The sequence below is a fragment of the Eubacterium sp. CAG:156 genome, assembly GCF_000434315.1.
In the GTDB taxonomy this organism is placed as follows: domain Bacteria; phylum Bacillota; class Clostridia; order Lachnospirales; family Lachnospiraceae; genus Eubacterium_U; species Eubacterium_U album.
This window is the reverse complement of the sequence record NZ_FR878147.1, coordinates 23,763-38,151: the sequence shown is the minus strand read 5'-3', so window position 1 is coordinate 38,151 and position 14,389 is coordinate 23,763. Positions and strand designations below refer to the sequence as shown.

Genomic DNA, 14,389 nt, shown 5'->3' with positions numbered 1-14,389 from the left:
TCCTTTTTGCTTTTTTGAAGGAGATTGTGAACTCTTATTATGTTCTTCTTTTCTGTTTCAAGGCATATTCCTATCGAAAGCATTCTCAATACCTGATTGTAATTATCCGCTTCAAATACATATATCCATTTATCAAAAATCTTCTCGTACATTTCTCTTATTTCACAAATGCTATCCCCACGCGAATATCTCGCAATTAACATATACTCTTCAATTAAGCTCATTGAATATTTTACAGGTTTTACTCTTTCTTCTTTAACTTTTCCGAGTTGAAAAGCTTCATCATATTGACGCATCATTCCAATAGATATATTAATATACTTATCAAAATATTGTTTAGGCATTATTTTATCTCTCATATTTTACTCCAATACTGTTTTAATTACATTTCCTTCATTTGTAACTCTTATTAGCCACTTATCATATCCGTTAATATTAATATCAATCATTAAATCATTACCAACCGCTTTTCTAAGTCTATTACTACCTTTTATCCACAAATCACTCATCTGTGGTCCATCCGCAGTATTTCCAAGCCTTGCACTTCCATATTTCGCCTCAGCAATAATATACTGAGGAGTCCCTTCAGGATTATAATATACTCCGTCTATCCCTTGATGGATAGGATCATCTAATCCGGTAACTCTGTCTAAGCTAATTCGTTCATATCCTAACTCCTCAAAATACTTATCCATCTTCATTTCACCATAATTACCTTTTTGTTTATTAGTTTTTAATTCAATTTTTCCACTTTCAACATCATTAAGCAATTTGTCTCTATACTGCTTTCCACCTAAGCAATCAAATTTAACATTATCAATGGATTTTCCCCCTTGAAGACCATTAATGGCATCATCTCCGAACTCAGCTATCAATTTCAAAGCTTGCTTAGTATCTTTTTCTGACAGTCCACTAATAATATCAACTAATTCATCCCCATACTGTTCAATTAGCCTTTTTCCATCATTTCCAAAAGGTCTAAGCTTATCTACAATATCCTGACCATATTTTTCTGCGATTTTTTCCCAATAGTCACCTAATGGTCTTTTATTTGGATTTGTGTCCGGATCTGCGTCTGAATTTAAATCCGGATCTGTGTCAGGTTTCGCAGGTGGAGTTTTTATTGTTTTTCCGCCCCACTTCTTAGTGACAAATTTATAAAATCCTGATTCATCAAAATTTATTTTTGCACTAACAGAAGATATTAATCGTGGCATTGCAACTTCAAATATTAAAAACATCGCCCCGGCTTCTACGGCTTTTCGCAGTATATCGCTACCATTCTCAACACTTGGATCAATTATGTATTCATAAGCATCAATTCCAACATTTCCTGCCTCTGTTATTGAAAATATTGCACCTGCCATGCTCAATAGAATTATACAGGTATCTAAAATGCTGATTCCTTCACTTATTGTAAGTGCAACACCTATCATTGCCGCAATCGCACTCCATGCAAAGTATACAAATACTGCAATTGCAAATATCGCTGCCACTGCAACTATGATTGTGAAAAGCGTCATTGCCAAATCCTGTGATGATTCACCGCCACACAATCCACCACTAATCATGTAAGCTGCTTCCCCTGTTTCAGGATTTAGTGTTATATAGCCTGTCCCATTCCAATCATAATACTGTATGCTTTTTTCTGGAACTATTACCGTTTTTCCATTATTTAAAGCTTTTTCGATTTCATTTTTCGCTGTTTTGTCAATTGACAACATATTTAAAATAGCCTTATTTTCTTCTGAAAGAGTAACAATATTAATACCTCTCTCTTTAGATTCCTTAATGATGGAAACAGAAGAAACTCCTTTTGTATTTGTGGCTTCACCCACAACATATCCTTCAAGGTATGACCCCATCAACCCACTTGCCATCATAAAATTCTTTATGTTGGCATTGTTTCTAACAATTTTTTCTGTTTTTTGGTGTATATTTTCTTCCTGATTATATGCTAATCCAACAGTATCCGTATCAACATCTATATATAAAGTACCATCACTTATTGCAACAGGTACTCCCATAATGTTATTAACTTTTGGAACATAACCTACAATACATTCACCAATACTTCTAGCCCATTGAACGTCTGATGCCTTTGCTATGAGTTGATCATAGTAATCTACATAACTAAAATATACTTCTCCAACTGTATTAGTCAAGGTTGAAGTTGCCTGTTCTAAACTTATTTCACCACTTTGTACCTTATCGACGCACTCTTGTAATTCATTATGTTTATTAGTAAGGCAGTTATCATTTATCGTATTGTAATCAAATGTAATACCATATACTCCTCCGGCTATTAATGGATTTTCAACTTTTACATTTTCAATTCCTGCTTCATCTATATCCATTATAAGATTTGTATATGTCCCGGGTATCTGTTCATTTCCTTCAAGCACTTCATTTTCATCAATAGATATAACCGGTTTTACCCTGACAAGATACGAAGGCGTCGAAAATAAACTTCCATATTTTTCTATTATTTTTTCATCATCTTCAGATGCGGGTTTGTAAGTTAATGATATTTTATGTCCATATAAATCAGCAGTATAAAATGATATACTTGCATCGGGTGTCCCAAGAAACACTTTACCATACAAAGAACTTTGCAAAGAAAATGTAACCTTATCAATGAAGTTTTCAGATAAATAATCATCATCATATACTCTATCAATAACAGTATATGGAAGATTTGATGGCAAATATCCTGTTTCATCTTTTACGATATATCTCAACCCTATTGCATTAGACACTTCTTTTATGTCAATATTGTTATTGGTTAAATAATTCTCTATATCATTTTGTATCTGTAAAAAATCTACACTACTTTTCTCTAAGTCACAATTAAATATTTCTGAATAATCCGATTCAATTAATGCTTCTTTCAATTCATCTTCTTCAGATAAATTCTGCATTTTTCTTACTTCATCTGAAAGTAATTTTTCAACACTATTGTTTTCAGTTTCATCTTCATATTGCTTAAACGATGGATCAAGTTCTATCCAAATCTCTTCACCTTTTATTTTTCCGGCTCCTCTATATGTATCATAAGGAACCTTTACCTTAATCCATGTATGCTCTATTCTAAGTTTTGTAATATTTCCTTTTTCGTCTTGTCCATATTGAGTTGGAACACCCAGCATACTCATCGCATCGACTGCCGCTTTTTCTGTTTTAACCCCAAGCCAATTCATTGCCCTATTAATGTCAATATCAATATTTCCAACTACAAATTTTGCATCATACCCTTTATATCTATATAGTGCTATTAAAAGAGACGCCTGATCAAAATCATTGCCTGCTCTTTGCTCATATGTTCCAATTGCACCAAGTCTAAGTCCTGTGTACTGCTTATACTGATAATTGTTTTTAACGTATTCATACACCTCAGCAGGAGTCTTTAATTCATCTGCTATTTTTCTGATTTCGTCATTCAATTCAAGATATGAATCATTTGCTTCCGGAGTAACTGATAACTTTGTCAAATTAGATTCAACTAATTCCTCCCCAACTATTTTTTCAGTATCATATCCATCTGCCACACCATGAGCTTTATCGTTATATTTTACTTCCGGCGTTTCCACCTTTTGAATATCATCTATTTCATTAACAATGTCTTTTATTCCTGTCTTAATTTCATCTGTTGCCATTAAATCCAGATTTTCTGACAATTTGATAATGCTACTGTTAATTTTTCCAAGTCCTTTTTCAACTTTTCCCTGATATTCTTCTGCCCTATTAATAATTATTTCTGAATCAGCTTTTTTCTTAGCTTCTTTTACTTCTTTTCTTACAGACTTAGTTATTTCTGCAATTGAATCACTCATATTGCTTAAACATTGCTTTATGTCTTCTTTTGATGTTGTAGCATCATTCAATTGATTTACTGTCTGTGTTAAATTTAGAATTTTTCTTGCTGACTCTACTTTTATCTGTGGTTCTTCATATTTAATTTCATTACTTACCTGTTCTTTTTTGTTATTTTGCTTTTCAAACATTTCAGGTACATATGAAGTCACAGTGACAATTGCAACAACTAATGATACTGCAATTATCATATTATATAATTTATTTTTAAACATGTTTAATGACATTGTTATACCCCTTTTTGCTCCGTCTCATCTTTTTTCTTTAATGCAATACATATTACAATTAATGCAATGCTTTGTATTATTAATGCAATTCTTATTTTGTCCTTTATTGCAAAATCTCCGGTTAATGGACTTATTAAAGTTCCTGTTTTCTTGTGATTATTACCAATACTATTATTTTTATTGTTGTGTTTCCTATAGACGTTGTTTTGTCTTTCTTTCTTTGGAACGGATGACACTTTATTACCACTATTAGCTTTTTTATCAACACCTTTATTCGCAACAGCATTTCTATTTATATTAATCTTGCTACTGTCTGTTTTGTCATTACCATTTACATTATTGTCTTTACAATTATCACCATCCTGACTGTCATAGTTGTCACTTTTATCTTCTAATTTTTTAGTTTTAGCAAATATAGCTTTAATAGATGCGTCCTTTTTTGGCATGCTAATACTTATATTTGAACTATTAACCTCATTTGATAACAATTCAATATCATCTGACACCCATCTATCAAACACATAACCATCTTTGGCTGTTGCCACTATATGTATTAATTCTCCACACTTATATTCACCATTTGTTATGTCTACACTTCCACCTTTATCTGCATTTACTGTTAACTTATACATATGTTCTTTTAAAGAAATTCCTGTTGCATCTAAAGCTGTCATTTCATTGTTTAATTCCGCTATCAAAATAACAATATAATCCCCTTCAAAGAGATTCTCAGTATCAATGTTTATGGTAGTTTCTTTAGTTTGTTCAACATCTATGTTTTGTTCTTTAACGTAAGTGTTTTGCTGATTATTTTTATTAACAAAGAGTACTTTTACTTTTACATTTTTGTCATCTAAATTACTTGCATTATCAAAGCCAACATTAGCCTGTAATTCATCTCCAATAAAAGTTTCTTTATCCGACATTTCTATATTACCTGAAAGCAAATCCATTGTTACTTCCTGAATATCTTCTGACTTGTTATGCGAAAAAATGTTTAACTCATTATTATTTATTATGTTAGTCGTACCATCTTCATTTTCATCGTAGTCCTCTTCATCGTCTGCGACTTCCGGTACCATAGTACTTACATCAGATACCACATCAAAAACTATATCATCAAGACTGACTTCAACATTTTCATCGTTTTCATCTATGTAAGAAAATTTAATATCTTTTAGCAATTCTACCTGTCCTTCTAAAGAAAGATTTGATAATAGAAATTTTATATTTATCATTAAATCTTCACCGACACTTAAATAATTTCTGTCAAATTTTATTGTTGTAGAGCCATCTTCATTTACATTTCTTCCTACAGGTTCTACCCCAAATTGCACATTATCAATTGGTATGTTTTCGCCAACCGTCATAGTCAGATTAATATCTTTTCCCGCCATTTTGAACATGTCTCCTAAGAGTTCAGTTATACATGTTTCAATATTATCCCTTGTTGCAGCATCGAAAGACAATCCCCCTGTAATTTCAGCTAAATGATCAAGTTTTTTCAATGCATTTTTTTGTGCATCTTCTGACTCGACATTAGAACTCATAAATACCGAAAAGACTCTAATATTATCATTTATTAACTCATCTTCCCGTATATTTCCTAAATCCCAAGGCCATCCGCTGCTAACACCATCTGAAAAAATATATATTGATTTATCTCTATCCTCAGATTTTTTCAAATCGTCAATACTCCAATTAAAAGATTGATTAAGTTTTGTTGCACCGCCCGGAACTATCTTATTATCTAGTACTTTATTTAATAATTCTTTATCATTTGTAAAATTTTGGACTGCTCTGTCGCGATTTATATACCTTATTTCCATTCGGTCTTCCGGTTGCATATTTTCCACAATTATTTTTGCACCTTCAGAAGCTTTTATCCAATCCTCACTACTCATACTACCTGAATTATCTAAGATAATTACTATATCCATAGGTCTTCTCTTAATATTTTCAGACAATCCTTTACCCGCTAATTTTAAATTTACATTTACTTCATCTGTATAATTATATATGTAATTTGCATTCGTATCGTAGTCTATATCTATTCTATTTTCATCTTCTGATTCATACACTTTTATATACGCCGTCTTTGTTTTTATAACTTTATCGTCAGCCTTGATATTTGTTTCTACACTTAATAATGATGTTTTTTCTATTTCCGGTTCAAATGAAAACTCATCAAACATTATTTCTCTATCTTTACAGTCTATGTTTACCTTTTCGGCATCTGTATATAGCCTATTTCCTTCTTCATCTTTTACGATAATTTCACGTGTTACACTTTTATTTATATTGGATAACACATATGCTGAAGTATTGACCTTTATACTTTTACCACAATTAAGCTTGTATGCTTTGGGAGATACTGAGCATGTTAAACTTGTAACATCAAATGTTTCATACACTTTAATCTGCTTTGTTTTACTTGCCACTACTCTCATATCAGACTTGTCAACCACCATTATTGATATTTCAAATGTTCCTTTTTTATTTTGGGTATTCCAAACATATATGTTGTTTTTTGTTTTATTAAGTTTGGTTGTGTAATCGTCATCATCCGAAATTGTAACAATAATCTCATAATTATCTTTCATTCCAAAAATAACCGGAATAACTTCTATTTCTGTATATGCACCTATTCTTTCTTTGTCAGCACATAGTTTCACATCTTTAATTTTCACATAATTTAAATCTAATTTTCCACAAGCTATTTCATATTCATTTATTAAACTTACATATAGTGATGTTAGCTCAACATCACTATATATACTTCCGTCTTCGCCAATTTCATCTGATATTAATGCTATTCTATTAAGAGTATTTTCATCATTTTTTGCAAGAGCAATTGATGCCATAAGGGTGTCCTTAATTTTTTCTTCCCCAACACCCCATAACTTATCTTCTTTCTCATTCTTTAACAGATACGATTCTGCTTGTTGTGCTACATTTTTTACACTACTGTTTATATTTCCCTCTAAATATCTGTTAACTGTCTTATATGTATAAGCAGTTAGATATATATTAGGATTTCCGTCTACAAACACAAAACTTCCATCATTATTCTGTGCTCGTTTAATGTATTCCATTGATTTATTCATTTCTGCACCATAAAATGAATCACATTCTAACATTCCATTGACTGCAAGAACAGTGTCTAGAATATCACTTTTATATCCTTCTACTAAACTGAATCCACCATCTGTATTTTGTAATTCGTTCCATTTAGGTTCTTCCATATTAATGTGATAATATTTGTTTTGTTTTGATGCAGCATTATATTTTCTAAACAAATCATCATTACTGTTTACTTCTATATCTTCAAGATATTTTAATGCGGCTATCTTCTCATCTGCAAATGTATTTTCATATTCTAAATTTTCAAGCAACTGTGTTGTGTAATATGTTTTAAGATTTTCTCCAAAACTTCCATCCTTTTTTTGTTTTTCCTTAAGCCACAATAAAGCTTTTACTTTGTTTTCATTCATTTTTTCCAATGTTATTGTTTCTTTTGAAAATGCATTTATATTAATATTTAAAGTTATTGCCTCAACCATCATTGCAAAAATTAATACATAAGCTATTTTTCTCAATGTCTTTACTTTCATTTTTCCCTCCATATACATATCAACTTTATGAACACGCCACTAAAAACGTTTCAATTTTTATACGCATTTATTTTATTACTTATACCCTTAGCATCATGTGAAATACCCTCCTGAAAAATTATAGAAAAATGAAGCCGGATTAAACTGTACTTCCTACAATCCATCCAGCTTCTTATATATGAATCTCAATTTTTTCCCCCTATTTATTAGAGTCAGATATATTTTACCAAAAAAAATGCTTCAAAACATTTTTTTGCGTAACTTGTATCATTTTTTGCGTAACTTGTCATTTTTTGCCTGGGGAAAGGCAATTTTTTGCAGTTTTATATATTATGTGATGTCGAATTTTGTCGAATATAAAATAGTTTTGGCTATACATTTAGCAATAATGCTGTAGCTTCAACCTCTTTTTCTTTAAACTCAAGTTCAAATTCTCCCTGATATTTTTCTACTATACGCTTTATACTTTTCAAACCAATTCCGTGGTATTCTTTATCTTTCTTAGTTGTTTGTAATTCATTATTTTTATTTCCATCATAAGAATTTTTTACTTTTATTATTATAAATTTCTTCTGTGGTTTTATTACAATACTTACGTTTCCATTTTCGACTTTTTCAGCAGCTTCAATTGCATTATCTAGGAGATTTCCAATTATATTTGTAAAATCAATTTCATCAACAATACATTTATCAGGAATGTTTCCATCTGCATAAAAATTAATTCCCTTATGCTCTGCCGAGTTTTTCTTTGTTGCTAAAACAGCATCAATAACTTTATTTCCTGTCATTGCGTAATGTGTCTTTATTCCTAGTTGTTGTATTTCATTATTTAAATATTTTTTTATCTCCGCTGTACTTTCCTCTTCAACAAGCTGTGCCAATGTAATAATATTATTTTTATAATTATGAATACTTTCTCTCCACAAATCAAATGCTCTCTCTGTGTCTTCAAGTGATTTGCTAAGCATTCTATTTTGCATTTCAACTAATTCTATGTTTTTCTGTTTTTCATAACTGTCGGCCAGTTTAAGTATGAAATACAAAAGAAGCACTCCCAATATCATATCTGCCACAAAAAATATAGTGCTTATTAATGCAACATTTGAATCCTGCTGTTTTAATCCTAAATATATAATTGAAAAATTTGATGCGAAAATAAAGAATGCAACACATCCTATAATTGCTGCATATTTTCCTGAAATAATCCTTCTTTTGCTAACAATTTTATCAATAATCATTATTACCAGAACTAAAAGTACTTTGCTAATTACCATACATACATATCTTGTAGGACTTTTATCTTCAATAGAAGATTGATTTGTCAGGAATAAGGTTACATATACAACTACAAACTCTACTGCTGTTATGATTACACCATATAAAAATACCAATAATATGGCGAACTTCTGTTTTTGTCTATATATAACCCATTGAATGATAATATACATAATCATAAAAGAAAATGATAAAATAAATGAAACCGTCTTTATGGTATTTAAACCTGTTATTATCGCTGCCCCTATCAAAGAATACAAAAATATTTTCTTTCTGTATTCATCATTTTTTTCGCCTATAAATATTCCACAAAATATACAACACATTAATGTGTCAATAAAACTCCCCAAATACTCTACTACCCAATAAAAAGCTATCATACTTTCTCTCTCCAATACTTTAATAATGTCTTTTTAACATCACTCATCCTCGTTCTGCTAACCGGCAGTTTTTCGTTATTATCCAGTGTGATTTCAACTTTAGAAAACTCACTTACATATTTAATATTTACTGCACATCCACTATAGATTTGAATGAAGTTATTATCATCCAGTTCCTCTAAAAAATTTTTTAAACTTTTTCCAATATACATTACTCTTCCATCATACATGCATATTTTTAATTTTCTTTTATCCACTTCTATATGCATTATTTCAGAGTTTTTTATTTTTTTATTTCCTTCATCTGTTTTAATTATTGTATATTTATCATCTTTATCCTTTAAAAGTTCAAAAACATCTTCTAATACCTGAGGCAGTTCCTCATCTAACCGTGTCTTTCTCATATATCTAAATGGTTGATATTGTATGGCATCAAACACCATCTCATCATGTGCCGATACAAATATTAGAGTAATGTTTAATTTTCTTTTTCTAATTTCATTCGCAATCTGTAACCCTGATATATGAGGCATATCGATGTCTAACATTAGAACATCTATGCTTTCTTTTTCTTCACAGATTTCATTTAGCAAAATATTACCATCCGTATAAATAAATATCTCAGTATTGTATTTCATATTCTTTGATATTTTTATGATTTTTGTCTTCATATTATCAATAAATATTTTATTGTCATCGCATATTGCAATATTAATATTCATTATATTTACCTTCTCCGTTAATCTTTATCTTTATTTGTATTTTTCATTATATCATAATTCGTAGCTTTGCTGCTTCCGTGTCTATCATTATCGCAATTTGCCGTTCGCTGTAAAGCTACAAGTAGCTTTTCGCTCTCCCCGCTCATTATATCACATATTCTAATCGATTTTGTTTCAATTTTCTTTCTAAAGGTGTTGAAATTCTTTATCAAATGGTTTATTCTAAATTTAGATTCCATACGACTGGCGGATAAGTGAGAGCACTCACAGGGAGTATGGAGATGTATCGAAGCCGACCGCCTGGGCAACCATTTAGGTTTCCCAGGTGGTTTTTTTGTACCTATGTGGCAGGATTTGCTTAAGCTATGTCTTATATGATGCCTTGCTTACCTTTCTATTTTTGGAAACCAAAGAAAATTTTTTATAAAAGGAGAAACACTATGGAGATGTTATCACTTGAAAATGAATTAAAAGAAAATGCGTACCCTGGAAGAGGAATTGTAATCGGAAAAACTCCTAATGGTAAATACGCAGTAACAGCTTACTTCATTATGGGAAGAAGCGAAAACAGCAGAAACAGAGTTTTTATCGAAGATGGCGAAGGAATCCGCACACAGGCATTTGACCCTTCTAAATTAGTTGACCCAAGTCTTATTATCTATGCTCCTGTTCGTGTTCTTGGCAACAAAACAATTGTTACAAATGGCGACCAGACAGATACTGTTTACGAATTAATGGATAAAGGTCAGACTTTTGAACAGTCATTAAGAACAAGAGAATTTGAACCTGACGGTCCTAACTATACTCCTAGAATTTCAGGAATTATGCAGGTTGCAGACGGTTCTTATAACTATGCAATGTCTATTTTAAAGAGCAACAACGGTAACCCTGATGCATGCAACAGATACACATTTACATATGAAAATCCTGTAAATGGAGAAGGTCACTTTATTCATACATATATGCATGATGGAAATCCGCTTCCAAGTTTTGAAGGTGAACCAAAGCTTGTTTCAATTAAAGATGATATGAACGAATTCACAGATATGCTTTGGAACAATTTAAATAAAGATAACAAAGTTTCTTTATTTGTAAGATATATCGATATTGAAACAGGGAAATACGAAACTAAGATTATTAACAAGAATAAATAATTTAAAGATTGGAGATTTATAATGAAAGAATTAGAATTAAAATATGGTTGTAATCCAAATCAGAAGCCATCAAGAATATTTATGAATGAAGGTGAACTTCCTATCGAAGTTCTTAACGGAAAACCGGGATACATCAATTTCCTTGATGCTTTCAATGGTTGGCAGTTAGTTAGAGAATTAAAGAAAGCTACAGGACTTCCTGCTGCTACTTCTTTTAAGCATGTATCACCTGCCGGAGCTGCTGTTGGTCTTCCTTTAAGTGAAATCGAATCAAAGATTTACTGGGTTGATGATTTAGGAGAATTATCACCACTTGCCAGCGCTTATGCAAGAGCCAGAGGTGCTGATAGAATGTCTTCATATGGTGACTTCATTGCTCTTTCTGATGTTTGTGATGTTTCTACAGCAGCAATCATTAAGAGAGAATTCTCAGATGGAATTATCGCTCCGGGTTATGAACCTGAAGCTTTAGAAATGTTAAAAGGAAAGAAAAAAGGAAGTTACGCGATTATTCAGATTGACCCTAATTATGAACCTGCTCCAATTGAACACAAAGAAGTATTTGGTGTTACATTTGAACAGGGACGTAACGATTTAAATATTGATGAACATTTCTTTGACAATATTGTTACTGAAAACAAAGACCTTCCTGAAAACGCTAAAATTGATATGGCAATTGCTATGATTACATTAAAATATACTCAGTCTAACTCAGTATGTTTCGTTAAGAACGGTCAGGCTATCGGCGTAGGTGCAGGACAGCAGTCAAGAATTCACTGTGTAAGATTAGCAGGACAGAAAGCTGACAACTGGTTACTTCGTCAGGCTCCACAGGTACTTAACCTTCCATTTATTGAAGGTATGAAACGTGCTAACAGAGATAATGCAATAGACCTTTACATTGGTGAAGATTATATGGACGTTCTTGCAGATGGCAAATGGGAAAGTATTTTCACAGAAAAACCTCCTGTATTTACAAAAGAAGAGAAACAGGCATGGTTAGCTCAGGCTTCAGATATTACACTTGGTTCTGATGCATTCTTCCCATTCGATGACAATATCGAAAGAGCTGCTAAGAGCGGTGTTAAATATGTTGCACAGCCTGGTGGTTCAATTCGTGATCAGGATGTTATCGATGCTTGTAACAGACATGACATGGTAATGAGCTTTACAGGAATCCGTTTATTCCATCACTAAAATATTATTTCTGTAATGAAATTTAATGACAGATTACTATTATTTAATTATAAAATTTTGTAATTTGAATAAATCATTTCAACTAAATAAATATATAAAAGCAAAGAAACCCGGCAGCACTTAACCGTCTGCCGGATTTCTTTGTTCAATAAAAAATATAAAGATAAGATGACCTGTCCACTTTTTATTTTTTATCATTAGTAGATAACGCTTTAATAACTTTGTCATAATCCACTGAAACCACCTCAAGAAGTTCATTTACCTTCTCCATTCTTCTTTTCTTTAGAGAATCGACTAATGGAATAATATGATTATACAACTGGTTTAAACTTAAGTTACCTGTAATCCCCTTCAATGCATTCGCTGCCTGAAAAGCCTGTTCTGCGTCTCCTTTGCTAATTGCTTCACACATTATGTCGTAGTTTACATCCTTTGGGAATGTAAACAAAAATCTTTCATACAAATCCTCCTTGTCATTAAATCTTCTTATTCCATCGTTAACATCAATTCCCGCTTGTGTTAACAACTCTTTATTCATTTTTCCTCCTTTAGAATAAGATGTTCAATATACTTTGCTTTTTACGAATAAAGCTAGACTGTTGTACAAAAAAAGTCTTGGGCACAGCACACCAAGACTAATAAAGTGCAACTGGCTGCCATTTTAAAGGCCCTATAGCTTTGCGTCACAGGTTTTCACCTGCTTTGCTAAATATATTTACTATATTTATAGTATATCGCTTTTTTTGATATATACAATGCGATTTACAATTTGTTTACAGTTTTCGTGAATTTGTCTATACAAATTCACGTTTACTATAAAAATTTCTTTAAATATGAAATACCTTTTTCAATCTTTCATCTTCATATAATACCTTCTTTGCCAAATCTCTATATTCTTTTTCATGTAAATAAGTATGTCTGTGAGGCTTTATTGAAGGTGCCATATCTATTGCCTTTTCATAGTCTTTGATATCCAAGTCTAATTTCTCAACAAAATTCCAAAATCCCGTATCGGTAAATATTGTATTTACTCTCTTATATCTGTGATTCTGAACAACGCTCATTAGATAAGTTGCAATGCCAACCTGGACTCCGTGTAATTGTGGTACAGGAAGCATTTTATCAAGAGCATGTGAAATCAAATGTTCACTTCCACTTGTAGGTGCACTTCCTCCTGCAATTTCATTTGCGATTCCACTCATTGCAAGCGAGTCTAACAACTCTTTTAAGAACAAATCATCTTTAATACTTTCAAACGGTGTTCTTACAAAACTATTTACAGCCTTTTTTGCAATCATCATTGCAAAATCATTTAACTCTGTATAACCTTTTTGGTCTTCATACACCCAGTCATAAAGTGCCGTAATTTTTGATACCATATCTCCAATTCCTGAATAAATAAATTTTTCAGGAGCACTTTTTATTATCTGTGTGTCAGCAACAATTCCATATGCCATTCTTGCCGGAACCGATGTACGTCTTCCATTAACAAGAAGTGATGCACTAGCACTTGAAAAGCCATCACTGGATGCTGAAGTAGGCACGCTTATAAATGGTAATTTTCTAAGATATGCGGCATATTTTGCACCGTCAATAACTTTACCACCACCAATACCTACTACAACCTGTGCTTTAGAATCAATATCAAATGCAATCCCTATCAATTCTTCTATTTTAATTGAATCCATTTCTCTGTAGCCAAGCACATTGACTCCTGCATCTTTAAGTGACTTCATTACTGTTTCACCAAACATGTCTATTAGATCATTTCCAAAATATATTACGGCATTAGACATCCCACTTGACTTAATATAAGTTCCAAGATTTTCTAATGTTCCTTTTCCTACTTTCAAAATTGTAGGTATTGCTATATGACTTCCACCCATTATTGTGACTCCTTTGATTAACTTAATATTATTTATGCCGGGAACATTAATCTAAAACCTA

The 14,389-nt window shown here is 31.7% G+C and carries 10 protein-coding genes and 2 riboswitches; of the genes, 2 read left to right on the top strand and 8 right to left on the bottom strand.

Annotated elements, in window-relative coordinates; all coding sequences use genetic code 11:
• The 6 genes from ABMA45_RS03780 to ABMA45_RS03755 all read right to left on the bottom strand — a co-directional run.
• Positions 1-359 (bottom strand): PoNe immunity protein domain-containing protein (locus tag ABMA45_RS03780; RefSeq protein ID WP_348029911.1); only part of this gene is annotated, 359 nt, incomplete at its 3' end.
• 3 nt (positions 360-362) lie between these two features.
• On the bottom strand, positions 363-4,100 hold the full coding sequence (locus ABMA45_RS03775; RefSeq protein ID WP_022088551.1) for a transglutaminase domain-containing protein: 3,738 nt from the start codon (positions 4,098-4,100) through the stop codon (positions 363-365).
• A gap of 2 nt (positions 4,101-4,102) precedes the next feature.
• Positions 4,103-7,714 carry an InlB B-repeat-containing protein gene (locus tag ABMA45_RS03770; protein ID WP_022088550.1) on the bottom strand — a complete coding sequence of 1,204 codons (3,612 nt, stop codon included), beginning with the start codon at positions 7,712-7,714 and terminating at the stop codon, positions 4,103-4,105.
• Between the two features lie 371 nt (positions 7,715-8,085).
• On the bottom strand, positions 8,086-9,369 hold the full coding sequence (locus ABMA45_RS03765; RefSeq protein ID WP_022088549.1) for a sensor histidine kinase: 1,284 nt from the start codon (positions 9,367-9,369) through the stop codon (positions 8,086-8,088).
• Complete coding sequence (locus tag ABMA45_RS03760; RefSeq protein WP_022088548.1) at positions 9,366-10,091, bottom strand: LytR/AlgR family response regulator transcription factor; 726 nt, start codon at positions 10,089-10,091, stop codon at positions 9,366-9,368. Before ABMA45_RS03760 ends, ABMA45_RS03765 begins: the two co-directional genes overlap by 4 nt.
• 17 nt (positions 10,092-10,108) lie before the next feature.
• Complete coding sequence (locus ABMA45_RS03755) at positions 10,109-10,237, bottom strand: hypothetical protein (RefSeq protein ID WP_279218234.1); 129 nt, start codon at positions 10,235-10,237, stop codon at positions 10,109-10,111.
• An 83-nt stretch (positions 10,238-10,320) separates the two neighbouring features.
• A riboswitch (ZMP/ZTP riboswitch) is annotated at positions 10,321-10,404 on the top strand.
• Between the two features lie 127 nt (positions 10,405-10,531).
• On the opposite strand from ABMA45_RS03755, the gene ABMA45_RS03750 reads away from it, so the two are divergent.
• Complete coding sequence (locus ABMA45_RS03750) at positions 10,532-11,245, top strand: IMP cyclohydrolase (RefSeq protein ID WP_022088547.1); 714 nt, start codon at positions 10,532-10,534, stop codon at positions 11,243-11,245.
• Between the two features lie 21 nt (positions 11,246-11,266).
• Positions 11,267-12,442 carry a phosphoribosylaminoimidazolecarboxamide formyltransferase gene (locus ABMA45_RS03745; RefSeq protein WP_022088546.1) on the top strand — a complete coding sequence of 392 codons (1,176 nt, stop codon included), beginning with the start codon at positions 11,267-11,269 and terminating at the stop codon, positions 12,440-12,442.
• A 184-nt stretch (positions 12,443-12,626) separates the two neighbouring features.
• Here the strand turns inward: ABMA45_RS03745 and ABMA45_RS03740 are convergent, their stop codons facing one another.
• Entirely contained in the window at positions 12,627-12,980 is a 354-nt protein-coding gene (locus ABMA45_RS03740) for a hypothetical protein (protein WP_022088545.1), read from the bottom strand.
• Between the two features lie 103 nt (positions 12,981-13,083).
• Positions 13,084-13,159: riboswitch (cyclic di-GMP riboswitch) on the bottom strand.
• 110 nt (positions 13,160-13,269) lie between these two features.
• Positions 13,270-14,328 (bottom strand): iron-containing alcohol dehydrogenase family protein, encoded by a 1,059-nt coding sequence (locus ABMA45_RS03735; RefSeq protein WP_022088544.1) that lies wholly within the window; start codon positions 14,326-14,328, stop codon positions 13,270-13,272.
• Positions 14,329-14,389: the final 61 nt, after the last annotated feature.